Below are 23,950 nucleotides of genomic sequence, written 5' to 3'. Positions count from 1 at the left end.
GGACCAATTGGTTCCGCAAGTGTTATATGTCGTTCACGCAAAGGAGAGCAGCCCATGGCCCGCCCAAGATCATTTGACACCAACGTTGCCATTGAAAAGGCGATGCAGGTGTTCTGGACCCTCGGATACGAGGGCGCATCCCTGCCGGACCTGTTGGAGGGCATGGGGCTGACCCGCGGCAGTCTGTACAAAGCGTTCACGGACAAGAAGACGCTTTTTCTCAAAGTGCTGGATCATTACGAGACGCAAGCGGTCAAAGCGGGTGTCGCCCTTCTCACCGATCCGGAAATTCCCAACGGTGCGGACCGTATCCGCATGTTGTTTACAAGTTCTTACCAGGCTGTGACGGACGGTGATCAACGCGGTTGTCTGCTGTGTACTGCGGCGGCAGGGCCGAGCGCTTATGACCCTGAAATCGCGGCTGCGGTCGAAAACGGTCTGGGTCAGCTGCGCGACGGGATGGCAGAGGCGCTTGCGGAGTCGCCCAACCATGAAACGCTGGACAGGGACGCGCGTCGCGGCCTCGCCGACATGCTGTTGGCGCAATATGTCGGTTTGCGCACCATGGCCCGCGCGCGGGTGTCTGACGACACGCTCAAGAACGCGGTGCGGAGTGTTGGTGTGATGCTGACCTAACCGATGGGACCGCGCAGGCCGCCGGTCTGCCCGCGGTCCAGCAGCAGGTGATCGAGGATCACACAGGCCATCATCGCCTCACCCACGGGCACGGCGCGGATACCGACGCAAGGGTCGTGACGCCCCTTGGTGATGATCTCGGCCGCTTGCCCGGATTTGGTGATTGTCTGGCGGGTTTGCAGGATCGACGACGTGGGTTTCACGGCAAAGCGCACGATGACGTCCTGCCCGGTGGAAATCCCGCCAAGGATGCCGCCTGCATGGTTTGAAGAATATTCCGGGCCGTCAGGCCCCATCGTGATCTCGTCCGCGTTCAGCTCACCGGTGAGCATGGCCGCAGACATGCCTTCGCCGATTTCGACGCCCTTCACCGCATTGATGCTCATCATCGCGGCGGCCAGGTCGGTGTCGAGCTTGCCATAGATCGGTGCGCCAAGACCTGCAGGCACACCGCGCGCGACGACTTCGATCACAGCGCCCACGGAGGAGCCGGATTTGCGCAACCCGTCGAGGTAGTCGGCCCACGTCTCAGCGGCCTGTGCATCCGGCACCCAGAACGGGTTCTGGTCGATCTGGTCCCAGTCAAAGCGCGCGCGGTCAATCTCATGCGCGCCCATGCGGGTCATGTAGCCCTTGATCTCGATGCCGGGCACAAGGTGGTCGAGAGCGGCGCGGGCGACCCCACTGGCCGCCACACGGGCCGCCGTTTCCCGCGCAGAAGACCGACCGCCGCCACGATAGTCGCGGATGCCGTATTTCTGCCAATAGGTGATGTCCGCATGGCCGGGGCGGAATTTCTCGGCGATGTCGCCGTAATCCTTGGAGCGTTGATCCGTGTTTTCGATCATCAGCTGGATCGGGGTGCCTGTGGTCTTGCCCTCAAACACACCGGAGAGGATTTTGACCGCGTCAGGTTCGCGCCGCTGTGTGGTGTATTTGTTCTGCCCCGGTTTGCGCTTGTCGAGCCACTGCTGGATCATCGTTTCGTCCACTGTGACACCGGGGGGGCAGCCATCAACGGTAGCGCCCAAGGCGGGCCCGTGGCTTTCGCCCCAGGTGGTGACACGAAAGAGATGTCCGAATGTATTGAACGACATGGGCGCTGCTCCGCGAGTTGCAAAAGCGACATACGCCGCGCGCATGTCGATGCCAAGACGTTTGGCGTTCTTGCATTGTTTGGGGTGCCATGGCACGTCGCCCGTCCACGCAAAACTGATGGAGGCTGACATGGTAAAGCGTATTCATCCCGACGACCGCCCCTCCTTTCGAGGTCACGTCCAAGCGTAGACGGTCCTTCCCGTCCGAGACTCGGGTCAAGACCGGGCACCGCATGGTGCATGGGCGATGTGGAACTGAGTGAAAAGCTGGGTCGCAATGATCGTTGCCCCTGTGGATCGGGACGGCGATTCAAACGCTGCTGCCTGCGCAAGGGGCGCTATGATGGCAGCTTGCGCGACCACTATTTTCGTGATCGGTCCTGAAACGGCGGGGTGCTTGCCAGCGGGCATGCACCCTCCTATACGTGGCCATACCTCGGGGTGCTGCCTGTCAGCTGAGATGCCATTCCGGCGAACCCGTAGAACCTGAACCGGTTAACACCGGCGGAGGGAAGGTTTGGCTTACCCCAAGACCCTTATCCCGCCGCCTTCCATATTGGAGGACGCGATGAAATACGCACTGACTTTGGCCGCCACGCTGGCGGCAACTTCGGCACTGGCAGACACGCCTGTGCTCACCGTTTATGCGGGCGATTACTTTACGTCGGAATGGGGCCCGGGCCCGATCATCGAAGCGGAGTTTGAAAAGGTCTGCAATTGCGATTTGGAATGGTCCACGGGCGATCTGTTGCCGCGCCTGCTGCTCGAAGGGGAGCGGACCAAGGCGGACGTTGTGATCGGCCTGACCTCGGATGTCACGGCCAAGGCGCGTGCGACCGATCTGTTTGCGCCGCACGGGCAGGACAACAGCGCGCTGACCCTGCCCATCGACTGGACAGACGACACGTTCCTGCCGTTCAACTATGGCCACACGGCGTTCATCTATAACGAAACCACGATGGACGCGCCGCCCAGCAGCTTTGACGACCTGCTGGCCCTGCCCGACGATGTAAAGATCGTCATTCAGGATCCGCGCACCTCTATCTCCGGCCTGGCACTCGTGCTGTGGGTGCAGGCGGTTTATGGCGACCGGTCCGCCGAGGTCTGGGAAGCACTGTCTGACAACATCCTGACCGTGACCAAGGATTGGTCGGCCTCCTACGGTCTCTTTACGGACGGTGAGGCGGACATGGTTCTGAGCTATACCACGTCGCCCGCCTACCATATGTTTGCCGAAGAGGACTTTACGAAGAAGGCCGCGATCTTCCCCGAGGGCCACTATTTCATGGTGGAGACCGTGGGCAAGATTGCAGGCACTGATCAGCCTGAGCTGGCGGATCAATTCCTGGCCTATGTGATGTCGCGGGATTTCCAGACAATCATCCCGACCGCCAACTGGTCGCTTCCATCGGCGCTGCCGCAGGCGGATTGGCCCGAAGGCTGGAGCGAATTGCCGCTGCCGGAAAAGGTTCTGTTCTATTCGGAAACCGAGGCCGCTGATGTGCAGGTCGATGCGATCGAAACATGGCGCGCGGCTCTCAGCCAGTAAGCAACACGCCGGGCATCATCGCAGCGGTTCTGATCGTTGCGGTGGTGTTGGCGGCCTTTGTCGCCATCGGCCTGCGGGTCGAGGCGAGCACGGGCCTGCGCACCGCTGAATGGCAGGCGGTGCGCTTTACGCTGTCACAGGCGTTTTTCTCTGCCCTGATTTCGGTGGTTCTGGCCGTGCCCGTGGCGCGGGCGCTGGCGCGGCGGACCATGCCCGGTCACGCGCTGCTGGTGACGCTGCTGGGCGCGCCATTCATCCTGCCGGTGATTGTCGCCGTGCTGGGCCTGCTGGCGATCTTTGGGCGCAACGGGTGGCTGAATGTGGCGCTGAGCGCGGTGGGGCTACCAGAGGTGTCGATCTATGGCGCGCACGGGGTCGTGCTGGCCCATGTGTTCTTCAACATGCCCTTGGCGACGCGCCTGATCCTACAGGGCTGGCAAGCCATCCCGGCGGAACAGTTCCGGCTGGTGGCGCAGTTGGGCCTGCGCAGCGGCGCGGTGTTTGGTAGCCTTGAATGGCCGATGCTGGCGCGGGTGGTGCCGGGCGCCTTTGCGCTGATCTTTGTGATCTGCCTGACCAGTTTTGCGGTCGCGCTGACGCTGGGCGGGGGACCGCGTGCCACGACGGTTGAGCTGGCGATTTACCAGGCGTTCCGCTTTGATTTCGACCTTGGCCGTGCCGCGCTCTTGAGCCTGTTGCAACTGGCTGTGGCGGGCGGTGCCGCGTTGATTGCGTTGTGGTTTTTGCCGCCCATGGTGGTGCAGCGCGGGCAGGACCGGTTGCCACAGCGGTGGGATGCCAAGGGCGCAGGCGCGCGCGTGCTGGATGCGTTCTGGATCACCTTTGCGGCCGGGTTCCTGTTGCTGCCGCTTTTGTCTGTGGTGCTGACGGGCCTCGGGGGTCTGACGCAGATGCCGGAGGTGGTTTGGCGCTCCGCGTGGACCTCTGTCTGGGTTGCAACGCTGAGCACTGTGATCCTCGTGGCTGTGGCCCTGCCGATCACGGCGTGGCTGGCGCAGGTGCGCAATGGTGGGGTTGAAGGCGTCACCCTGATCGGCCTTGCCGCGTCGCCGCTGATGCTGGGCACGGGGTGGTTCATTCTGATCTTTCCCTATGTGAACCCGGCGAGCCTTGCCCTGCCCATCACGGCATCGGTCAACGCGTTGATGGCGCTGCCCTTTGCGGTACGCATCCTGTTGCCGCCGATGCGGCAGGTGATGGCGGATTACGGGCGTTTGAGCCTTGGGCTCGGGCTGCGCGGCGGGGCGATGTGGCGCATCGTTCTGGTGCCGCGGTTGCGGCCCGCGCTGGGGTTTGCCGCCGGGCTGACGGCGGCGCTGTCGGTTGGGGATCTGGGGGTTGTGGCGCTGTTCGCGGACCCGGATGTGGCGACGTTGCCGTTGCAGATGTACCGCCTGCTAGGCAGTTACTGCACGGATGCGGCGGCGGGGGCGGCGCTGTTGCTTCTGATGCTGGCGTTGGCGATGTTTTGGGTGTGCGATGCATGGGGGCGGCGGCGTGATATCGGTTGAAGATCTGCGGGCAGAGCAGGGGGCGTTCGCCCTGCGCGCCACGTTTGAGGTGCCGCAAGGGCGGCGTGTCGCTGTGGCGGGGCCGTCGGGTGCGGGCAAGTCGACCTTGCTGGGGTTGCTTGGCGGTTATCTGCCTGTTTCGCAAGGAATCATTCGGATCGCAGGTCAGGATGTGACTGCTGCCGCGCCGGATGCGCGGGGCATCGCGATGCTGTTTCAGGACTGCAACCTGTTTCCGCATCTGACCGTTGCGCAGAATGTGGGACTGGGCCTCCGGCCACGCTTGCGGTTAAGCCCGGCAGAGGCTGACAAGGTGCACGCAGCGCTTGGGCGCGTCGGGCTTGAGGCGTTTGCGGATCGCAAGCCGGGCGCATTGTCGGGCGGACAGCAAAGCCGGGCGGCCTTGGCCCGCGTGCTGTTGCAAAGCGCGCCGGTGTTGTTGCTGGACGAACCCTTTGCCGCGTTAGGGCCTGCGCTGCGGGCCGAGATGCTGGCGCTGACGGCGGACGTCGTCGCAGAGAGTGGCGCCACCATGATGATGGTCACCCACGCCCCGGCCGAAGTGGCCGAGATGGTGGATGACCTGATTTTTGTGGATGCGGGCGACGTGGCCCACCCGGCGCCTGCGCAAGAGGTGATGGCCAATCCGCCGCCCGCCTTGCGCGCCTACCTAGGCGGCTGAGCGGAGGCTGGTCTGCGCCTCGAGGATGCCACGTGCGGCTTGCGCCGCCTCGCGCCCCTTGATCACGAAGTGATCGGCGTAGATGCCCATGTGGTGCGGTGTCTCCTGAAAATGGTGGGGCGTGAGCGACACGGACAGGACCGGTATGCCGGTCTTGAGCCCCACCTGCATGAGGCCATCCACCACGGCTTGCGCGACGAAGTCGTGTCGGTAGATGCCCCCATCAACGACAAGTGCGGCGCAGGCAATGGCACTGTAACGTCCTGTTTGTGCGAGATGTTGCGCCATGAGCGGCATCTCGAACGCGCCGGGAACGTCATAAGTATCCACCTGTGTCGCGGGGATCAATTCCGTGAAACCGTCAAAGGCACGGTCGACAATGTCGGCGTGCCAGCGGGCTTTGACGAAGGCGAAGCGGGTGTGTGTCATGGGTCACTCCTTTAGGTTCAGACACGTCACCCAAGGCGATTGCGCACAGACCAGGCGCACCCCCAGGGGCGCACGCGGCTGCACGTTCTCTTTCATCCGGACTGTCACCGTCGGCTCAGGCGTTTCACCTGATCTGCTTGTCCAAGCGTCCCTCGTCAGAGGTGCGCGTTGCGCTCGTGGGCTCGCGGGTCACCGTTTGATCGGGCCCGCATACCACCGGTGGGGAATTTCACCCCGCCCTGAGAACAGCGTCAGGTTGCCCTTGTCCGCCGCCCAAGGCAAGAAGGACGCGACGTATCAGGATATTTCCCATGCACCCCAACCCGATTTTTCACACTGAGAGCGCCGAGCGGAACCTCGCCTTTGCCCGCGAGCGCGCGTTTGGCGTGTTGGCGGTGAACGGGGATGATGGGCCGATGATGGCGCATGTTCCGTTTCTGATTGATGAACTTGGCGCGCAGGTGGATTTGCATCTGGTGCGCTCAAACCCGATTGCGCGCAGTCTGGATGCGCCGATGCCTGCCAAAATCGCGGTGAGCGGGGCGGATGGTTACATCTCGCCCGACTGGTACGGGGTCGTGGATCAGGTGCCGACATGGAACTATGTCGCGGTGCATATATCCGGTACGCTGGAGCGGCTGCCACAGGATCAGATGCGCGATATGCTGGACCGGCAGTCCAGGCATTTCGAGGATCAGCTGGCCCCGAAACCCCCGTGGAAGACGGACAAGATGACGCCGGAGGTTCTGGACAAGATGATGCGCCAGATCGTGCCGTGTCGCTTAACCGTCACGGGCGTGGATGGCACATGGAAGCTGAACCAGAACAAGCCCGATGACGTGCGCCTGCGGGCGGCGGATCATGTGGATGCGTTCGGGATGGGGTCCGAGCTGCGCGTGCTTGCTGCGCTGATGCGCGGGGCCTAGGCTGCGCGTGATTTCACAGGGAGAATCGCGATGAAGCTGCTGATGGCGGGGCCGAGCCCCTTTGTGCGTAAGGTCTTGGTTCTGTTGCATGAAACGGGGCAGGCGGATGATGTCGAAACCGTATCTGTGACGGCAGCGCCCGGCGGCACGGATGCGACGTTGAAGGCGGCGAACCCGGTGGGCAAGATCCCGGCGCTGGTGCGCGACGAGGGGCCGACGCTGTATGACAGCCGGGTGATCTGTCGGTATCTGAACGACCGCGGGGGTGCGGATTTGTACCCGGTGCAGGGCCAATGGGAGGTGCTGGTGCTGGAGGCTACGGCGGATGCGCTGATGGAGGCCGCGGTCCTCATGGTCTACGAAAAGCGTTTCCGGGATGAGGCGATCCAGTCCGAGGCATGGATCGAGGCGCAGTGGGGCAAGGTGACCGGTGCGCTGGATGCGTTGAATGCACGCTGGATGAGCCATTTGGCCGGGCCGATGGATGTGGGCCATATCGGTGTGGCTTGCGGTCTGGGATATCTCGATTTCCGCCATGGCGACCGGGATTGGCGCAAAGGGCGCGATGCGCTGACCAAGTGGTATGACGGCTTTGCCGCGCGACCTTCGATGACGGCCACCGCGCCCGAGGTCTAGGGCCTTACATCAGCAGCAGATGCAACGCGCGGTCCTGTTGCAAACGCACCGGTTCGCGAATCGCGGTTAACGTCAGCAAAACAAGGCTGATGCTGATGGCACAGGGCGTGCACGGGGTGTACACACCCTGTGCACAGCGCGTGCACCCGTTCCGTGGTTAACAGGGCGTGCGGCCACGAGTCTTATCAAGGGGTTAACCTGCGCCCCTGCGACCAACTGTGTCAGTTTGCGCGCTGGACGTGGACAGGTGTCCCCGCTAGATAGCCCGGTGAACCAACCTGCGCGCGCGCGGGTTCTATGTTATATGGCCCCGTCCGGGGCGTTCGAAACTGGAGAGGTCACCACGTGTCGCACGCAGAAGAAGACCACGACGAAACCCGGCGCGATTTCCTGTACTATGCCACTGGCGGTGCAGGCGCGATTGCTGTTGGTGCAGCGGTATGGCCGCTGGTCAACCAGATGAACCCGTCCGCGGACGTGCTCGCCCTCAGCTCCATCCGTGTGGATGTGAGCGCGGTTGAGCCGGGCACGCAGCTGGTTGTGTCCTTCCTGGGCAAGCCGGTGTTTATTCGCCGCCGTACCCCCGACGAGATCGAAGCCGGGAGAGACGTCGCGGTGAGCGACCTGCCGGATGCGGATGCACGTAACGCAAACCTCGGTGAGGTTCCTGCGGACGACGAAAACCGGACGCTGACCGCGTTCAACGGTGAAAACACCGGCGAATGGCTGGTGATGCAAGGCGTTTGTACGCACCTCGGGTGCGTGCCATTGGGCGATGCAGGGGATTTTGGCGGCTGGTTCTGCCCCTGCCACGGCTCACACTACGACACAGCGGGGCGGATCCGTCGCGGTCCGGCACCCCGTAACCTGCCGGTTCCTGAAGCTGTATTCGTGGACGAAACCACGATCCAACTGGGTTAAGGGAGAGACCTCATGGCTGGAATTCCTCACGACCATTACGAACCGAAAGCGGCCTGGGAAAAAGGCTTGGCGAAGCGTCTGCCCATCGTGGGCCTGATGTACGACACGCTGATGATCCCGACGCCGAAGAACCTGAACTGGATGTGGATCTGGGGCATCGTCCTCACATTCTGTCTGGCGTTGCAGATCATCACCGGCGTTGTGCTGGCGATGCACTACACCCCGCATGTGGATGAGGCGTTTGCCTCGATCGAGCACATCATGCGGAACGTGAATGGCGGCGCGATGCTGCGGTACATCCACATGAACGGCGCGTCGCTGTTCTTTGTGGCCGTGTATGCGCATATCTTCCGCGGTCTCTACTACGGCTCCTACAAGGCGCCGCGCGAGATCACGTGGATCATCGGCATGCTGATCTATCTGCTGATGATGGGCACGGCGTTCATGGGCTACGTTCTGCCCTGGGGTCAGATGTCCTTCTGGGGTGCGACCGTGATCACCGGCCTGTTTGGCGCGATCCCGTTTGTGGGTGAAGCGCTGCAGACATGGCTGCTGGGCGGGCCTGCGGTGGACAATGCCACGCTGAACCGTTTCTTCAGCCTGCACTATCTGTTGCCTTTCGTGATTGCGGGTCTCGTGATCCTGCACATCTGGGCCTTCCACACGACAGGCAACAACAACCCGACCGGGGTTGAGGTGCGCCGCACGTCGAAGGAAGAGGCAGAAAAAGACACGCTGCCCTTCTGGCCGTATTTCGTGATCAAGGACCTGTTCGCGCTGGCCGTTATCCTGTTGGTGTTCTTCGCCGTGGTCGGCTTCATGCCGAACTACCTCGGCCACCCCGACAACTACGTCGAGGCGAATGCGCTGGCGACACCTGCGCACATCGTGCCGGAATGGTACTTCCTGCCGTTCTACGCGATCTTGCGGGCGTTCACGCCGGACGTCTGGGTCGTGCAGTTCGCCACGTTCATCAGTGGCGGCATCATTCAGGCCGACTTCTTCGGTGTGGTTGCGATGTTCGGTGCGATTGCCGTGATGGCGCTGGCGCCGTGGCTCGACACATCGAGCGTGCGCTCGGCCCGGTATCGTCCGATGCTGAAGTGGTGGTTTGCGCTGCTGGTTGTCGACTTCTTCGTGCTGATGTGGGTTGGTGCCCGCCCGGCGGAAGAGCCGTACAACACCATTGCGCTGATCTCGGCCACGTATTGGTTCGTGTACTTCCTGGTGATCCTGCCGCTGCTTGGCGTGCTGGAGAAGCCGGACGCACAGCCTGCGACCATCGAAGAAGACTTTGCCGCGAAAGTTGGCGGTGCTGCGGCGGGCAAAGCAGCCGCCTCGGCGCAGCCTGCGGAATAAGGAGAGACTGCATATGTTTATGAAACTTGCAGCAAGTGCCCTGATGGCGGTGACGCTGGCGACGGGCGCGATGGCGGCGGGCAAGGAAGGCGAAGTCCAGAATATCGACTTTTCCTTTGATGGACCGTTCGGCCAGTACGACCAGAACCAGCTTCAACGCGGGTTGCAGGTCTACACCGAAATCTGTTCGGCCTGTCACGGTCTGCAATATGTGCCGCTGCGCACATTGAGCGACGACGGTGGGCCCGGTCTGCCCGAGGATCAGGTGCGCGCCTATGCGGAGTTCTACGAGGTCTTTGACCCCGAACTGGACGATTTCCGTGTGGCCACGCCCAATGATCATTTCCCCGGGTCCAACCTGGAGAATGCACCGGACCTGAGCCTGATGGCCAAGGCGCGTGCGGGTTTCCACGGTCCTTACGGTCTGGGTATCAACCAGTTCCTCAAGGGCATGGGCGGTCCCGACTACATCGCGTCGCTCCTGATGGGGTACACCGGTGAGGAAAAGGAAGAAGCGGGCGTCGTTCTTTATGAGAACAAGGCGTTCCCCGGTGGCTGGATTTCCATGGCACCCCCGCTTTGGGGTGAGGACGTGGAATATGCGGATGGTCATGCCAATGACCTTGCTGCCATTTCCGAAGACGTGTCGGCGTTCCTGATGTGGACGGCTGAGCCGAAGCTGATGGCGCGCAAGCAGGCCGGGTTTGTCGGTGTGATCTTCCTCACCATTCTGTCGGTGCTGCTGTACCTGACCAACAAGCGCCTGTGGGCGCCGGTCAAGGCGCGTTACAAGAACAAGTAAGCGTTCCGCATATCGAGATTGAGGAAGCCCTGCCGAATTGGCGGGGCTTTTTCGTTTCGGGCGGCGTAGGGGGCGCTGCCCCCGCCCTTCGGGCCCCCCGTGGTATTTTCAGCCAGAAGAAACGGTCAGTTGCGTGTCCGTATGCCCTGTGATCCGGGCCGTCACGATCTGCCCTTCGGGTTGGGGCGTGTCGAAGGTGACTTCGGTGAATTGTTCGGTGCGGCCCATGGTGGGGTTTTCCATCAGGATGTGATGCGTTTTGCCAATTTGCCCGAAGAGGTGTTTTTGCACCTGTGCGGTGCCTGCGGCGCGCAATTGGGCGGCACGGTCCTTGATCGTGGGGCCATCCAGCTGGGGCATCCGGGCGGCGGGTGTGCCGGGCCGGGGCGAGTAGGGAAAGACGTGGAGCCAGGTCAGGTCGCATTCGCGCACCAGATCGAGCGAATTGGCGAAGGCCGCGGCGCTTTCGGTGGGAAAGCCTGCGATGATGTCCGCGCCAAAGGTCATGTCAGGCCGCCGCCTGCGCGCGTCCTGTGCAAAGGCGATGGCGTCGTCGCGCAGGTGGCGGCGCTTCATGCGTTTGAGGATCAGGTCATCGCCATGTTGCAGGCTGAGATGCAGGTGCGGCATCAGGCGTGGTTCGGTCGCGATGGCCTGCATCAGGGCCTCGTCCACCTCGATCGAATCGATGGAGCTGATGCGGAGGCGGGGCAGGTCCGGCACCAGCCGCAAGATCCGCATCACCAGATCCCCCAGCGGCGGTGCGCCGGGCAGGTCCGCGCCCCAGGATGTGAGGTCCACGCCGGTCAGCACAACCTCGTTGTACCCGCGATCCACGAGGCGTTTGATCTGATCGACCACAACGCCTGCGGGGACGGAGCGGGAATTGCCGCGGCCATACGGGATGATACAGAAGGTGCACCGGTGGTCGCAGCCGTTCTGGACCTGCACATAGGCGCGGCTGCGGGTTCCGAAGCCGTCGATCAGGTGGCCTGCGGTCTCGGTCACGGACATGATGTCATCGACCTGAACCGCCTCGGTGCCGAAATCGCCGGCCAGCCCTGACCACGTGGCCGCGTTCATCTTTTCCGTGTTGCCGATGACCACGTCGACCTCATCCATGGCGGCAAAGCTGTCTGGATCGGTCTGGGCGGCGCACCCGGTCACGATCAGTTTTGCGTCGGGATGGGTGCGGCGCAATTTGCGGATGTCCTGCCGGGCCTTGCGCACCGCTTCGGCCGTTACGGCGCAGGTGTTGATGATCACCGCGTCGGTCAGACCGGCGGAGGTGGCCAGCTCTTCCATCGCCTTGGTTTCGTAGGCGTTGAGGCGGCAGCCATGGTTGGAGAAGACGGGCGCGGTCACAGGCTGTCCAGAAAGCTCTGAGTGAGGGTGCCGTCGAACACGTGGGCCGTTGGGCCCGACATCCATATCCCGTCCGCGCGCCAGTCGATGTGCAGCGTTCCGCCGTCGAGGTCGATGCGCACCGTGCGCCCGGTCAGACCGCGCCGGTGCGCGGCCACTGCGGTGGCACAGGAGGACGATCCGGAGGCAAGCGTGATGCCGGTGCCGCGTTCCCAGACCCGCATTCGGAGGTGATCCGGTCCGATCAGCTGTGCGAACTGCACGTTGGTGCGTTCGGGAAAGAGCGGATGATGTTCCAGCGCAGCGCCGCGGGCAGCGAGGTCCACAGCCGCCACATCCTCTACGAAGAAGGTGCAGTGCGGATTGCCCATACCTGTCGCAACCGGATCTCCGTCGATGGGCAGGTGCAGGGTGTCTGTTTCCTGCGCCAGCGGCACCTCCTGCCAATGGGTGAGCGGGTGGCCCATATTCACAGCCGTAACGCCGTCCGGCTGCATCACAGCGTTCAGCGTCCCGCGCCCGGTGACATCGATACGCAACGCATCTGCCCCGGTCTGCGCCATCTCGCGCGCGGCGATGCACCGGGTTGCGTTGCCGCATGCGGCAGAGGTTGATCCGTCCGCATTGTAGAAAGTGATCGTCAGGTCCGTGCCATCGGAGATCACCGCAAGCTGATCAAAACCGACCCCCCGGTGCCGGTCAGCGAGCGCGCGCACCAGACCTTCGGACACATCAAAGGCCTGCATACGCGTATCGACCACGACAAAGTCGTTGCCGAGGCCGTGCATCTTCATGAAGGGCCAGTGGTTGGGGGGCTGGTGTTGCATTTCGCGCATATAACGCTGGGGTCAGAAGGAATCCAGTATGTCGCAGGATTTCCGTAGAGAATCGGCTTGACCCTTTGCTTTGGCCTTTCTAGATAGGCCGCCTAGTGGGCCGTTAGCTCAGTTGGTAGAGCAACTGACTTTTAATCAGTGGGTCGCAGGTTCGAACCCTGCACGGCTCACCACTGAAACCTTTATAAGATGACACGTAGTTTGTCTCTTTTGACAATAGTTCATCGCTTTTTCAGTTGCTTCAGACCGTTGTAGATGGTGCGTCCTGAACCTACGCTGATGCAGAGCAAGCACTGGCGAGTTTCTGTAGTAGATGTCTGGATCAGTCGCGTTGCTCTTTAGCGGTTAATGGACGTGGCTCGGGCCATCCAGATCACCGTGACAATGCATCGCGAGGCAGAAGCTCACTATCGCGGATTAGCCAGCCATGTAGATCTGCCGGGAAGCCCGTTTGAAGACCTTGTCCACGAGATTTACGCGTCCGGCAGCTTTGCCATTCACGCACCAACGCGATCTCGTCTTAAGCGAGATCAGCATGATGTCGACGCTGTCATTGAACTGAACGTGCTACCAGGCAGTGACCCAGAATGGGATCTGACCACGCTCTACAAGGCAATCAAAGGCGATCCGGGCAGCAAGTACCACGGCTATCTGATCGAAAAGAACAGCCGCTGTGTGACGGTGACATATCCGGATGGCGTGACCGTGGATCTGATGCCGGTTGTCCGTTTGGCTGGCACCCCGGATCGCGTCGCGAGCTTGTTCCACCACAAGCCGGAAACGGGCACTTGCTACCACAAGGAAGTGAACCCAAAGGGGTTTGCCGACTACTTCAATGGCCATATCGAAACAAGCGCAGTTTTCCAGGATCGTTTTGACGCGCGGCGTTTCCTTGTAGACGGCGAAACCTACGAAACCATGGCAAAACGCATGACGTCTGATGGCAGCATGATCAAGGCCGATACCCAACCGATGCCTGTCCATATCCCGCTCGACCAAAAGTCTCCGCGCGTTGTTGCTCTGCAATTGATCAAGCGCTTTCGTGACAAGCGCTTTCGCAAACATGATGACCACCGTGGCAAACGGAAACCTCCCTCGATCATTATGGCTGCGATCGCGCTGGAAGCTGGTCCAGTGCAAGACAGTCTCGCTGACGAGGTCATTGCACTTGCAATGCGTATGCGCCGCCGCATACAGGATGCCGAAAGCTGCCTGCGATTGTTGAAAGTTCGCAATCCTGCTCATACACCCGATATCTTCACCGACCGGTGGCCTGAACAACGAAGCGACCAGCAACTCTGGGCCCGCGATCTCCAGACGCTCATTGACCGCCTGAAAACCCTGGAACGGGTTGGTTTCAACCCAGCTGTAATTCAGTCAACCTTCGACGATCTCTTCGGTGAGAAAGCCGGTGAAACTGCACTGCAGGCGTTTCACCAGGCACGGATGGTTCAGCTTGAGCACGGCACGATTGGAATGAAACCGGGCGGAGAGTTCAAGCCTGCGGCCCCTGCTTTGCGGGCAGGTGTCGCGGCTGCGAGCGGTCTAATTTCGCCCGCCCGAGCTAATACCAACATGGGGGGCGTCGTGCCCGATGATAACTGTTGGTAACCAGATCGCGGATATGCGCGCTATTCTCCCGACCTGGTCGTGCAATCAGCCGGACAAGCGGACTGCCATTTGGCATGGCACGCTCACGCCCCACAAGACGACTTATGAGATGCGGGTGAAGGCGAAGGGGCTCTACGATCTCTACCGCGACTTATCCCAAGATGGCCGCTCTGATGGCCAGGTATAGTCCTTTTGCTTGATGCCCGTGTGCTGCCGCCACTGTTCCTGACGGGAAAACCAGTTTATGCCTATGGTTGTATTGAAGAATTACTTTGTGTCGATTTGCCGAGAGGCGTTATCGGTTAGATTGGTCAAAGGCAATGAAACCTGATCTGGACAAGTCTTTAATCTATTGGCGGGCGTCGCTCGCTGATGGTGCATTGGGACGAGGACGTTTCAAACAACGCGATCGCAAAGACTTCATTGAGCTGTCCAAAGAGGTTCTGGCCAATGGTATTTTGCCGAAAAACCAGGTTGCGAAAGTTTTCGAAGGACAGAAGCCAGACATCAAAACCATGCCGGTCCAACTCTGGCCTATGGTAACAGCTCGAAAGGTGTCGCACGGCGCGACGATCCTCAGCGGATATCCAGAACTCGTCGCACCGGTCGTCACTGAGGCCATGGTTGACCGTGACGGCAATATCAGACCTGCGCGAAACGTCATTGCGCGAGATCTGCTCAAACCGCTCCCAAACGACGAATTCTCGTTGGGGAACCTAGATGACTTCGACGCCTTTCTGGCTGCGTCGCCCTTTTCACCTGATGAGAATGCGCCCATCTGGGCGCAATACCTTGAGCACTGCCGTGCCATGCTTGACGCGGTGTCGCCAGGATGGCCGGCAGGCGACAACAACTATGTCTCTGCCGGTGTGGGTTTCATGGAAGTGGCCAGTGAGGCGGCTGCCATCATCGCGCAAATCATCGGCCTATATGACGCGCTCATAGACGACCTGCCGGAGGCGCCTCTGCTCAAACGAATGGCGGCCCCCTCGCAAACCAACAAGGAGCTTTCACCTGATGTCGAGACGGCACTGGCAAATCGTCTTGGGCATGCCAGCGACGCTTTTCCATTGGCGGATCATCAGCGTCAGGTCTTGTCATACGTCGCCACCGGTCAGACCGGAGATGTGGTGGCCGTGAATGGCCCGCCAGGGACTGGAAAGACGACTCTCCTTCTATCCGTGATCGCCGATGCCTGGGTACGCGCGGCACTCGATGGAGCGGAGCCACCCGTCATTGTTGCGGCCTCGACCAACAATCAGGCCGTCACAAACATCATCGACGCCTTTGGAAAGGACTTCGCGGAAGGCGATGGGCCTTTTGCAGGTCGCTGGTTACCTGATCTGAAGAGCTATGGGCTGTACCTGCCATCCAAGACCAAAGAGGCAGAGGCGGCGCGGACCTACCAAACCGAACGGTTCTTTGAGGAGGTCGAGAGCCACGACTACCTTGCGAGGGCGAAAGCAGCATTTTTGAAAGCTGGGCGAGCGGCCTTTCCGAACAACGCCGATGCAGAAGTAGAGCAGATTGTCGCCGCGCTTCACCAACTGATCGTTCAAGACGTTGGAAAGCTGTCCGTTACGGACAAGGCTCGCACAAGGGTGATGACGGCGACAGCCAGGGTCCACAAATTGCTGGGAGACGATCCTGCGTCCGCGGTGCTGGAGCTTGAGCACAGCGCATCAGAAAGCCGCGCCAATCAGGAACGCCATGCATCATGGGAATCCGGATGGACAAAACATCAGGCGGATGAATCCATTTGGCTGTCGTTGTTGAGTTTTCTTCCAGCAGTCGCCCGCAAGCGATTGGCAAAAGCACGCGCAGCTTTGGATGACATTGGCTGCACCATTGATACCGTTGGCTTGGGCTCTGTGTCGAAGATTGCTCCGATGCTTCAAAACAGGCTCAGATCGGCGACAGCTGCGGCAAAGACAGCTGAGATGGAATACCGAACAGCGCAAACCGCAACTAAGGATTTAAAAGAGGCTGAGCAGGAGTGGACCCAGGCGATGGAAGACTTGGGTGCGCCAAACGTTGCTGCATCAGATACAGTAGACCTTGATAGGTTCGCTGACTGCAACGTGCGGTTTCGTCTCTTCCAATTGGCCTGCCATTATTGGGAGGGGCGCTGGCTGCTCACAATGGAAGAGGACCTTGACGACATCGTTGGTTCTAGACGCAAGACGGGTCGTAAAACTGTCGAGCCGCGTTGGCGCCGGCGCATGATGCTGACGCCGTGCGCGGTTTCTACATTTGCCAGCCTGCCCGGAAAGATGAGTTTCGGCCTCAAATCGGGCGGAGACTGGAAAACAGGATACCTCTATGATTTCATCGATCTGCTGATCGTGGACGAAGCGGGTCAGGTCCTGCCCGAAGTTGCCGCGCCATCGTTTGCTTTAGCCAAGCGGGCCCTTGTGATCGGTGATACCCAGCAGATTGAGCCAATTGCATCCGTGTCGAATGCGGTCGACATCGGCAATCTGCAAAGCACTGGCTTTCTACAGGAAAGCTATAGTGACGGCGAGCTATCGGAGCTGTCACATACCGGCCTCCGCAGCGTTGGCGGGAGTGTGATGCAGCTCGCCCAGCGGGCGTGCCCGTACGAGCCTTATCCAGATTTAGAGCGGGGGCTCTATCTGTTTGAACATCGGCGCTGCTATGATGAAATCATCAGTTTCTGCAACACGCTCTGCTATAAGGGATCGCTCAAGCCAATGAGAGGGGCGGCACCCGCCGATCGTGTGGTTCCATCGATGGGTTATTTGCACATTGATGGGCTATCACTCAGATTTGGTGGGAGCCGTGCCAATCCAACAGAAGCAGCGACAATCGCTGACTGGTTGGCCGCAAACCGGGGCGATCTGGAGCAGCAATATGGAACCAAGCTGGAAGATATTGTTGGGGTCGTCACACCCTTCGGCAGGCAAGTTCAGGAGATAAAGCGCGCCTGTGCTGATCGCGGGATCGATGTGCAAAAGATGACGATAGGCACGGTCCATTCCTTGCAAGGGGCCGAACGGCAGATCGTGATCTTTTCGCCGGTCTATTCCAAACATGCCGACGGGCAATTTATCGATATGTCACCCAGCATGCTTAATGTGACCGTGTCACGCGCGAAGGATAGCTTCCTTGTCTTTGGCGACATGGATGTCTTTTCATCAGCCGCGAAAGGGGCGCCTCGATCTGTACTGGCTGATGTTCTTTTCTCATCAAAGGGCACGGCTTTGGACTTTGCGCCCCAGCCGCGCGCCGACCTGCAGTCAGCTAATCAACCACTAACGACTTTGCGCGACGCAAAAGAACACGACCGATTTATGATCGACGCACTCTCATCTTCGGCGCGTGAGTATACGATTGTCAGCCCTTGGGTCATTGCCAGAACCATGGAGCGTGTCGGTCTGCTCGATGCCTTTCAAAAAGCAACTGCACGCGGCGCCAGCATTGATGTGTTCGTCGACCCGCTGCTCAACCAAACCACCCATACAAGTGGAGTATCTCAGCTTGAGACAGCCAAAGCGGCACTCTCAAAAGCCGGTGTCAGCACCCATGAGGTGCGCCAACTTCACAGTAAGATCTTCATCGTCGGGACTGATCAATTGTGCATCGGATCATACAACTGGCTGAGTGCGGACAGGCACGGGCAATATGCACGCCATGAAACGTCAATCGCCTATACCGGGTCGCATCTTCAGGAAGAGATTGCCGTCATCAAAGAGAGTCTCGGCAAGCGCGAAAAGCGGTAAAGACTGAAGCCCTGAAATTGTTGGAAGCCAACTGCGGTCGTTTAGACCGTAGCTTGCGTTCGTCATGTCCCCACGTTCTGAGACCAAATCGATGGATAAAGCGACGATCAAGCTGTCAAAAAGCGATAATCTGGTGTCATGGATAGACTGCAGTATTGTTTGCTTTCAACAGGTTATATAAAAATGAAGCGTCAAACCTTCTGTCATCTGACAACCTTCAGAATACAGCACGTGGTTGAGCGCGTTTGGCCAGGTTTCCGGGTCGGGTGCTGGCGTCTGTTTTGGGTCGATTAACAGATGTGAGAACCGCCCGCAGTCCATGACAAAGGGCGTGCACGTGGCGATACGGCAGACACGTCGCTCTGCAAGTCCTTGCGCGCTTTGCCCGCGCTTCAGAACAGATGACGTTCCTTGGCCAAGAGCGCGGCTTGGGTCCGGTTTGTCACACCGAGTTTCGACAGGACGTTCTTTACGTGCAGCTTTACGGTCACTTCCTGAATGCCGAGGTTTCGGGCGATTTCCTTGTTGGAGAGGCCAATGCACAACTGTTCGAGCGTTTGCATCTCCCGGTCCGAGAGATCGGAGAATGCAGCGGGCTTTTCTGCGTCGGCACCCGCAGTGCCGAAATCAAAGGGGAAGTATCGTTCGCCGGCAAGGACAAACCGGATCGCGTTGACCATCGACGCGGCGGTGAGCGATTTCGGGATGAATCCGTCGGCTCCTTTTTCCATCGCCTTGTTTGCGACGTCACGGTTGGCCACGCCCGACAGCATCGCGATCTTGGTTGCCGGAAAGGCCTTGCGTGCGCGTTCCAACCCGACAAGGCCGTTCATGCCGGGCATGTGGTAATCGAGGATCAGCAGATCAATTGCGTCCAGCCCGCCCATTTTCTCAAGGGCGCCATCGAGGTCAGACGCCGTCAGAACCCTGAATTCGCCGCTGGCCTCCAAATAGGCGGCGATCGTGTCGCGCACGAGGTCATGGTCATCTGCGATCAGGATATTGGGCATAGGCTCAGCTTTCCTACTCTGAACACGGTTACAACCGGAAACATGGGCCGCATCGTGGCAGAACTATACTTTGGTATAGGTGCCTATGCCAATGCGCGAATGATCGGGGCCTGCGATCGGTATAGGAATAAACCGAGCAAATTTTTGAGGTCACATGTCCCGCACCATCCTTTCCTGCATTCTGTCGCTGATCGTTGCGACCGGCGTTTCGTTGCCTGCACGTGCTGACACAACGATGTCCCTGAAAATCAGTGGAACGGGTGCCAATGCGCCCGTGGTTCTGACGCTGGAAGACCTGGATGCGATGCCGCAGGTGTCGTTCAGCACCAGCACCATCTGGACCGATGGTGACGTCACGTTTTCCGGTGTGCCGCTCAAGGCATTGCTGCAAGACGCGGCAGAGACGGGCACCACCGTCGAAATGGTTGCCCTCAATGATTACAAGGTTGCGATGCCCCTGTCGGAGCTGGAGGACGGCGCGCCGATCGTTGCGACACGGATGGACGGCGCGGTGATGTCGGTGCGTGACAAAGGTCCGTTCTGGGTGGTGTTCCCCTATGACGCGGATGCAAAGTATCAGACCGAAACGATCTATTCTTACAGCATCTGGCAGCTGAACCGGCTTGAGGTCGTGGATTGACCGACACCAACGCGTTAGAGTGGCCGGGGACAGGAGGTCGCCGGTGACACGCGGTTTGGATTGGTATCGCATCACGGTGCTGGCAGGCTTTTGCATGCTGGCCCTTTTGCTTGCGGCCATGATCACCAATCTGTTGACCCAGTTGCAGGACCTGTCGCGATCGGCGCAGGACAACATGCAATGGAGCATTTCGCAGATCGACACGGAATTCGCCAATCTGGACGCGATGTTGGTCCAGCAGATTGCGACGGAGCGGTATTCCGCAGATGAAATTGCCCTGCGTCTCGATATCACCCTGAGCCGGTTGAACATCATCACGTCCGGCAGAATTGCAGAGATTTTCGATGGTGCGCCCGAGGCACAGCCCTTGTTGGCGTCGTTGCAGGCGTTTGAAGGGCGGGCCATCGCCTTGGCCGATGCGCCGGGGCCACTCACGCGGGCTGACATTGAAGACCTTCAGGGCCTTGTGTCCGCCGTGCGTCCGGATGTGCGTGAGACGGCGCTTTTGGGTGTGCGTCTTGGGGCCGCGCAATCGGAGGCCCGCCGCGCAGAGTTTGCCGCGCAATTGCTGCGCACCGGGTTGATTGCGATTGGTCTGCTGGTTCTCATGGCGATCCTGTTGCTGTTGCTGGACCGGATGCTGGCACGCGCCGCGCGCCGGGATCGTGCGTTGGCCACGTCATCCCGGCAGTTGCAGGCCACTGTCGCGGCCTCTCTGGATGCCATCGTCACCGCCAATGCCAGTGGGGAAATCATCGACTTCAACGCATCGGCCGAACACGTTTTTGGATGGTCCAGAGACGAGATACTGGGCCAAACGATGGAGGCGACGTTCATCCCGCATCGGATGCGTGATGCACATCACAACGGGATGCGGCGCTATCTGGATACAGGCAAGCCGCGCGTGGTGGATGCGGGGCGTGTCGAACTGGCTGCGTTGCGAAAAAGCGGCGAGGAATTTCCCGTAGAGCTGAACATTACAACCGCACAGGACGGCGCGGATCAGGTTTTTATCGCGTATATTCGTGACATCAGCGAGCGGAAGATCAATGAGCAGCGTTTGATTGACGCCCGCGACCGCGCAGAGCGGACGGACAAGGCAAAGTCGCGCTTTCTGGCGGTGATGAGCCATGAGATGCGCACGCCGTTGAACGGAATTCTGGGTGTCCTGGACCTGCTCAAGACCACATCGCTTGATGACCAACAGGCGCGCTATGCCCGTATTGCGACCTCGTCCAGCGAGGTGTTGCTGGAACATGTGAACGAAGCGCTCGACATTACGCGGGTCGAGACTGGCGAATTGCATCTGTCCTTGCAGGATTTCGATCTGAACGCGTTGATGCAGGGTCTTTTGGATGTGTTCGATCCGTTGGCGCGTGAGAAAAACCTGTCCATCGCGTTGCAGATCGATCCAACGGTTCAAGAGACGTATCACGGGGATGCGGGGCGCATTCGGCAGGTTCTGACGAACCTGATCGGCAATGCCATCAAGTTCACCGATCAGGGCGGTATTACGCTGCGCGTGTCCGGCATTCACGGGCCGGGGGCGTCCTCCCTTCGGTTCGAAGTTGAAGATACCGGGATCGGCATCCCAGCGGATCGGCACGAGCAGATTTTCGAAGACTTTTTCGCCCTGGCCAAGAGCGAAGGGCGGCAGACCCGCGGGGATGGGCTGGGCCTGTCGATTTCGCGCAGGATTGCGCGGGCGATGGACGGGGATATCTCACTCCATAGTACGGAACATGCAGGGTCCGTGTTTGTGCTGACATTGCCATTGCAACGGGCCAAGAACCTGCGGCCCGCGCCTGCGGCGGAACAGGACGCGCCGGACCGTCCCGCGACGTCTTGCAGCGTCCTGATTGTTGAGGACAACAGCATCAACCGCAGCGTCCTGACCGACATGCTGACCGCGAAAGGGCACCGGGTCGAGGAGGCGGTCAATGGAGCCGATTGCCTTGAGAAAGCCCAAGGCGAGACGTTCGATGTCATTTTCATGGATATCAGCATGCCCGTCATGGACGGGATCGAAGCGACCGAGCGGTTGCGGCAGGGTGACAGCCCCAACCGCAAGACCCGCATTGTCGGCCTGACGGCGCATGGCCGTGAGGAGTACCGAGAGCGCGCGGTTGCCGCCGGGATGGACCGGTTTCACACCAAACCCATAAGACTGGACGCGCTGCACAGCATCCTTGCGGAGATAAATTCGGAACGGCTGACCCGTCTCGACACCAGCCATTTTCCCGAAGCGCTGACCGAGATGATTGAGGTTCTGGGCCCGGACAAGGTGGCGGACACCGCGCGCGCATTCCTTGGCGAGCTTGAAGGATTGGTGGGACACCTGCGGTCCGCAGAACAGGCGCGAGACACCGATGCGTTGGCCGCGGCGGCGCACAAAGTGAAAGGCGCCGCATCATTGTTGGGCCAGGTCGAGGTGCAGGGCATGCTCGCGGACCTCGAAGCATTGGCGCGGGCCGGTGATATGGGTGAGCCTGAGACATGGGCCACGGATCTGACCGGTGCCGCCGCAGGGGCCAAAGCGACCATTGATCAAGCGATCAAGCTGGCCAGGCAAAGACCTTAGGGTCAGGACGCATTCAGCCTGTGGATTTTCCGCCTGCCCGCGGCCCGAGAGGCTGCGGTGCAGAGCCTTGGAACCACCACCACTGACTGGCACCGTATTGCAACGCAATGCATGTGAGGGCGCAGGCCAGTCGCAAAATCTGTCGCACCGCAGTCGCAGGATCAATGGCCCCTGACCCTAGGAACAGCGCGCCTATCCCAAGGGATAGGAAGGCCATTCCAATTCTCCGCCCGCTATACCCGCGCGCCCACACGCGGACGCCCGTCCACCGTTATTCCTTTGTTCATGTTGAAACGGGCCGCTTGGAGGGGCCCACCAAAAGGAACAAAGACATGACTGAAGCAAAGAAAATCCTCGTGGTCGGTGGCGACGGTTTCTGTGGTTGGCCAACGGCCCTGCACCTGTCCCAGCTGGGCCATGACATCACCATCGTCGACAACATGTCGCGCCGCCACATTGATGCCGAACTGGGCGCAGACAGCCTGACGCCCATCGCGTCGATGGAAGACCGTCTGGCCGCGTGGAAAGAGCACACGGGGCGGTCCATCGCGTTTGAGAATATCGACGTGGCCCGCGATTTTGATGCAGTGATCCGCCTTATGGGTATGCTCAAGCCCGATACGATCATTCACTTTGGCGAACAGCGCGCCGCACCCTATTCGATGAAGGGCGTGGGTCAGAAGCGCTTTACCGTGGACAACAACATCTCTGGCACCCACAACCTGCTGGCGGCTGCCGTGGAACTCGGGCTCGATCCACATTTCGTGCATCTCGGGACCATGGGTGTCTATGGGTATGACGACGACGGTCTGGAAATCCCGGAAGGGTATTTGTCGGTCTACATTCTCGGTGACGACAAGCAGATCATGAAGCGGGACATTCTCTATCCGACCAATCCGGGCAGCGTGTACCACATGACCAAGTCGATGGATCAGCTGCTGTTCCAGTTCTACGCCAAGAATGACCGTCTGCGGATCACCGACCTGCACCAGGGCATTGTCTGGGGCACGCAGACGGACGAGACGCGGCTGGACGAACGCTTGATCAACCGCTTCGATTATGATGGCGACTATGGCACGGTGTTGAACCGGTTCCTGATGCAGGCCGTTGTCGGTCATCCGCTGACGGTGCATGGCACCGGTGGGCAGACCCGCGCCTTTATCCACATTCAGGACACGGTGAAGTGTCTGGCGCTTGCGGTGGAAAATCCGCCTGCCGCAGACGGCAAGGTCGCGATCCTGAACCAGATGACGGAAACCCACACGGTGCGTTCACTTGCAGCACTCGTGGCGGAGGTGTCCGGCGCAGTCGTCGCGAACGTGGACAATCCGCGCAATGAGGCGGCTGAAAATGACCTGCGGGTGTCGAACAAGACCTTCATCTCTCTGGGTCTGAAACCCGTCACGTTGGCCGAGGGCCTGATTGAGGAAACGCAGCAGATCGCGGTCAAATATGCGGATCGTTGCATCCGCAAGATGATCCCTTGTGTGTCCACCTGGACGGACAAGCAACGCCCGGGCGTCGTCCCCTCCAAGGCAGCCAAGGCGGCCTGATCATCTGACCCCGCTGCGCCGGACCCGCTTGGAGGTGGGTCC

20 protein-coding genes, 1 tRNA gene and 2 riboswitches are annotated in these 23,950 nt (G+C 60.2%); of the genes, 16 read left to right on the top strand and 5 right to left on the bottom strand.

Going from position 1 to position 23,950, the window contains the following annotated elements:
• Window positions 1-54: 54 nt before the first annotated feature.
• Window positions 55-636, top strand: coding sequence for a TetR/AcrR family transcriptional regulator (locus tag ACERHN_RS08935; RefSeq protein WP_415922287.1), 582 nt, complete (start codon window positions 55-57; stop codon window positions 634-636).
• Here the strand turns inward: ACERHN_RS08935 and aroC are convergent.
• Window positions 633-1,733, bottom strand: a complete 1,101-nt coding sequence (aroC, locus tag ACERHN_RS08930; RefSeq protein ID WP_415922286.1) for a chorismate synthase — start codon at window positions 1,731-1,733, stop codon at window positions 633-635. The two genes, ACERHN_RS08935 and aroC, sit on opposite strands and share 4 nt — an antisense overlap.
• A 240-nt stretch (window positions 1,734-1,973) precedes the next feature.
• Here aroC and ACERHN_RS08925 point away from each other — a divergent pair, with 240 nt between their 5' ends.
• From ACERHN_RS08925 to ACERHN_RS08910, 4 genes are all read left to right on the top strand, one after another.
• Window positions 1,974-2,117 (top strand): SEC-C metal-binding domain-containing protein, encoded by a 144-nt coding sequence (locus tag ACERHN_RS08925; RefSeq protein ID WP_415922285.1) that lies wholly within the window; start codon window positions 1,974-1,976, stop codon window positions 2,115-2,117.
• A 43-nt stretch (window positions 2,118-2,160) separates the two neighbouring features.
• Window positions 2,161-2,263, top strand: a riboswitch (TPP riboswitch).
• 38 nt (window positions 2,264-2,301) lie between these two features.
• Complete coding sequence (locus ACERHN_RS08920; RefSeq protein ID WP_415922284.1) at window positions 2,302-3,282, top strand: thiamine ABC transporter substrate-binding protein; 981 nt, start codon at window positions 2,302-2,304, stop codon at window positions 3,280-3,282.
• Window positions 3,258-4,814 carry a thiamine/thiamine pyrophosphate ABC transporter permease ThiP gene (locus tag ACERHN_RS08915; RefSeq protein ID WP_415922283.1) on the top strand — a complete coding sequence of 519 codons (1,557 nt, stop codon included), beginning with the start codon at window positions 3,258-3,260 and terminating at the stop codon, window positions 4,812-4,814. The genes ACERHN_RS08920 and ACERHN_RS08915 overlap by 25 nt, the downstream gene beginning before the upstream one ends.
• Window positions 4,801-5,496 carry an ATP-binding cassette domain-containing protein gene (locus ACERHN_RS08910; protein WP_415922282.1) on the top strand — a complete coding sequence of 232 codons (696 nt, stop codon included), beginning with the start codon at window positions 4,801-4,803 and terminating at the stop codon, window positions 5,494-5,496. The genes ACERHN_RS08915 and ACERHN_RS08910 overlap by 14 nt, the downstream gene beginning before the upstream one ends.
• Here the strand turns inward: ACERHN_RS08910 and ACERHN_RS08905 are convergent.
• Window positions 5,485-5,925, bottom strand: a complete 441-nt coding sequence (locus ACERHN_RS08905; protein ID WP_415922281.1) for a 6,7-dimethyl-8-ribityllumazine synthase — start codon at window positions 5,923-5,925, stop codon at window positions 5,485-5,487. The genes ACERHN_RS08910 and ACERHN_RS08905 overlap by 12 nt on opposite strands.
• 80 nt (window positions 5,926-6,005) lie before the next feature.
• A riboswitch (FMN riboswitch) is annotated at window positions 6,006-6,176 on the bottom strand.
• A gap of 60 nt (window positions 6,177-6,236) precedes the next feature.
• On the opposite strand from ACERHN_RS08905, the gene ACERHN_RS08900 reads away from it, so the two are divergent.
• The 5 genes from ACERHN_RS08900 (at window position 6,237) to ACERHN_RS08880 (ending at window position 10,569) form a co-directional block, all read left to right on the top strand.
• Window positions 6,237-6,851 carry an FMN-binding negative transcriptional regulator gene (locus tag ACERHN_RS08900; protein WP_415922280.1) on the top strand — a complete coding sequence of 205 codons (615 nt, stop codon included), beginning with the start codon at window positions 6,237-6,239 and terminating at the stop codon, window positions 6,849-6,851.
• A gap of 30 nt (window positions 6,852-6,881) precedes the next feature.
• Entirely contained in the window at window positions 6,882-7,487 is a 606-nt protein-coding gene (locus tag ACERHN_RS08895) for a glutathione S-transferase (protein ID WP_415922279.1), read from the top strand.
• A gap of 345 nt (window positions 7,488-7,832) precedes the next feature.
• A complete protein-coding gene (gene petA / locus ACERHN_RS08890) occupies window positions 7,833-8,408 on the top strand; it encodes a ubiquinol-cytochrome c reductase iron-sulfur subunit (protein WP_415922278.1) in 576 nt (191 codons plus the stop codon).
• Window positions 8,409-8,420: 12 nt separating this feature from the next.
• Entirely contained in the window at window positions 8,421-9,767 is a 1,347-nt protein-coding gene (locus ACERHN_RS08885; protein WP_415922277.1) for a cytochrome b, read from the top strand.
• Between the two features lie 13 nt (window positions 9,768-9,780).
• Window positions 9,781-10,569, top strand: coding sequence for a cytochrome c1 (locus ACERHN_RS08880; RefSeq protein ID WP_415922276.1), 789 nt, complete (start codon window positions 9,781-9,783; stop codon window positions 10,567-10,569).
• A 108-nt stretch (window positions 10,570-10,677) separates the two neighbouring features.
• On the opposite strand, the gene mtaB is transcribed toward ACERHN_RS08880, so the two are convergent.
• Together mtaB and dapF are read right to left on the bottom strand one after the other, a co-directional pair.
• Entirely contained in the window at window positions 10,678-11,934 is a 1,257-nt protein-coding gene (gene mtaB, locus ACERHN_RS08875; RefSeq protein ID WP_415922275.1) for a tRNA (N(6)-L-threonylcarbamoyladenosine(37)-C(2))-methylthiotransferase MtaB, read from the bottom strand.
• Window positions 11,931-12,770 carry a diaminopimelate epimerase gene (gene dapF, locus ACERHN_RS08870; RefSeq protein WP_415922274.1) on the bottom strand — a complete coding sequence of 280 codons (840 nt, stop codon included), beginning with the start codon at window positions 12,768-12,770 and terminating at the stop codon, window positions 11,931-11,933. The genes mtaB and dapF overlap by 4 nt, the downstream gene beginning before the upstream one ends.
• A 97-nt stretch (window positions 12,771-12,867) precedes the next feature.
• On the opposite strand from dapF, the gene ACERHN_RS08865 reads away from it, so the two are divergent.
• From ACERHN_RS08865 to ACERHN_RS08855, 3 genes are all read left to right on the top strand, one after another.
• A tRNA-Lys gene (locus tag ACERHN_RS08865) sits at window positions 12,868-12,943 on the top strand.
• Window positions 12,944-13,124: 181 nt separating this feature from the next.
• Entirely contained in the window at window positions 13,125-14,381 is a 1,257-nt protein-coding gene (locus ACERHN_RS08860) for a nucleotidyltransferase (RefSeq protein WP_415922273.1), read from the top strand.
• Between the two features lie 320 nt (window positions 14,382-14,701).
• Entirely contained in the window at window positions 14,702-18,124 is a 3,423-nt protein-coding gene (locus ACERHN_RS08855) for an AAA domain-containing protein (RefSeq protein ID WP_415922272.1), read from the top strand.
• A gap of 392 nt (window positions 18,125-18,516) precedes the next feature.
• Here ACERHN_RS08855 and ACERHN_RS08850 read toward each other — a convergent pair whose 3' ends face one another.
• Window positions 18,517-19,134 carry a response regulator gene (locus tag ACERHN_RS08850; RefSeq protein ID WP_415922271.1) on the bottom strand — a complete coding sequence of 206 codons (618 nt, stop codon included), beginning with the start codon at window positions 19,132-19,134 and terminating at the stop codon, window positions 18,517-18,519.
• A gap of 154 nt (window positions 19,135-19,288) precedes the next feature.
• On the opposite strand from ACERHN_RS08850, the gene ACERHN_RS08845 reads away from it, so the two are divergent.
• The 3 genes from ACERHN_RS08845 to ACERHN_RS08835 all read left to right on the top strand — a co-directional run bounded on the left by ACERHN_RS08845 (window position 19,289) and on the right by ACERHN_RS08835 (window position 23,908).
• The gene (locus ACERHN_RS08845; protein ID WP_415922270.1) at window positions 19,289-19,774 is read left to right on the top strand and encodes a molybdopterin-dependent oxidoreductase; all 486 of its coding nucleotides are present in this window, start codon (window positions 19,289-19,291) and stop codon (window positions 19,772-19,774) included.
• A gap of 43 nt (window positions 19,775-19,817) precedes the next feature.
• The gene (locus tag ACERHN_RS08840) at window positions 19,818-22,355 is read left to right on the top strand and encodes an ATP-binding protein (RefSeq protein ID WP_415922269.1); all 2,538 of its coding nucleotides are present in this window, start codon (window positions 19,818-19,820) and stop codon (window positions 22,353-22,355) included.
• 332 nt (window positions 22,356-22,687) lie between these two features.
• Window positions 22,688-23,908 (top strand): NAD-dependent epimerase/dehydratase family protein, encoded by a 1,221-nt coding sequence (locus ACERHN_RS08835; RefSeq protein WP_415922268.1) that lies wholly within the window; start codon window positions 22,688-22,690, stop codon window positions 23,906-23,908.
• The last annotated feature ends 42 nt before the right edge of the window (window positions 23,909-23,950 follow it).

The sequence above is a fragment of the Tateyamaria rhodophyticola genome (genome assembly GCF_047777875.1).
GTDB lineage: Bacteria > Pseudomonadota > Alphaproteobacteria > Rhodobacterales > Rhodobacteraceae > Tateyamaria.
Note: the sequence above shows the minus strand (reverse complement) of the source record. Positions and strands in the feature narration are given on the sequence as shown.

Coding starts and splice junctions, on each gene's coding strand:
- ACERHN_RS08920 (WP_415922284.1), top strand. CDS start 2,302: ATGAAATACGCACTGACTTTGGCCGCCACGCTGGCGGCAACTTCGGCA.
- ACERHN_RS08900 (WP_415922280.1), top strand. CDS start 6,237: ATGCACCCCAACCCGATTTTTCACACTGAGAGCGCCGAGCGGAACCTC.
- ACERHN_RS08895 (WP_415922279.1), top strand. CDS start 6,882: ATGAAGCTGCTGATGGCGGGGCCGAGCCCCTTTGTGCGTAAGGTCTTG.
- ACERHN_RS08925 (WP_415922285.1), top strand. CDS start 1,974: ATGGGCGATGTGGAACTGAGTGAAAAGCTGGGTCGCAATGATCGTTGC.
- ACERHN_RS08905 (WP_415922281.1), bottom strand. CDS start 5,925: ATGACACACACCCGCTTCGCCTTCGTCAAAGCCCGCTGGCACGCCGAC.
- ACERHN_RS08855 (WP_415922272.1), top strand. CDS start 14,702: ATGAAACCTGATCTGGACAAGTCTTTAATCTATTGGCGGGCGTCGCTC.
- aroC (WP_415922286.1), bottom strand. CDS start 1,733: ATGTCGTTCAATACATTCGGACATCTCTTTCGTGTCACCACCTGGGGC.
- ACERHN_RS08880 (WP_415922276.1), top strand. CDS start 9,781: ATGTTTATGAAACTTGCAGCAAGTGCCCTGATGGCGGTGACGCTGGCG.
- dapF (WP_415922274.1), bottom strand. CDS start 12,770: ATGCGCGAAATGCAACACCAGCCCCCCAACCACTGGCCCTTCATGAAG.
- ACERHN_RS08850 (WP_415922271.1), bottom strand. CDS start 19,134: ATGCCCAATATCCTGATCGCAGATGACCATGACCTCGTGCGCGACACG.
- ACERHN_RS08915 (WP_415922283.1), top strand. CDS start 3,258: ATGGCGCGCGGCTCTCAGCCAGTAAGCAACACGCCGGGCATCATCGCA.
- ACERHN_RS08845 (WP_415922270.1), top strand. CDS start 19,289: ATGTCCCGCACCATCCTTTCCTGCATTCTGTCGCTGATCGTTGCGACC.
- ACERHN_RS08835 (WP_415922268.1), top strand. CDS start 22,688: ATGACTGAAGCAAAGAAAATCCTCGTGGTCGGTGGCGACGGTTTCTGT.
- ACERHN_RS08935 (WP_415922287.1), top strand. CDS start 55: ATGGCCCGCCCAAGATCATTTGACACCAACGTTGCCATTGAAAAGGCG.
- ACERHN_RS08885 (WP_415922277.1), top strand. CDS start 8,421: ATGGCTGGAATTCCTCACGACCATTACGAACCGAAAGCGGCCTGGGAA.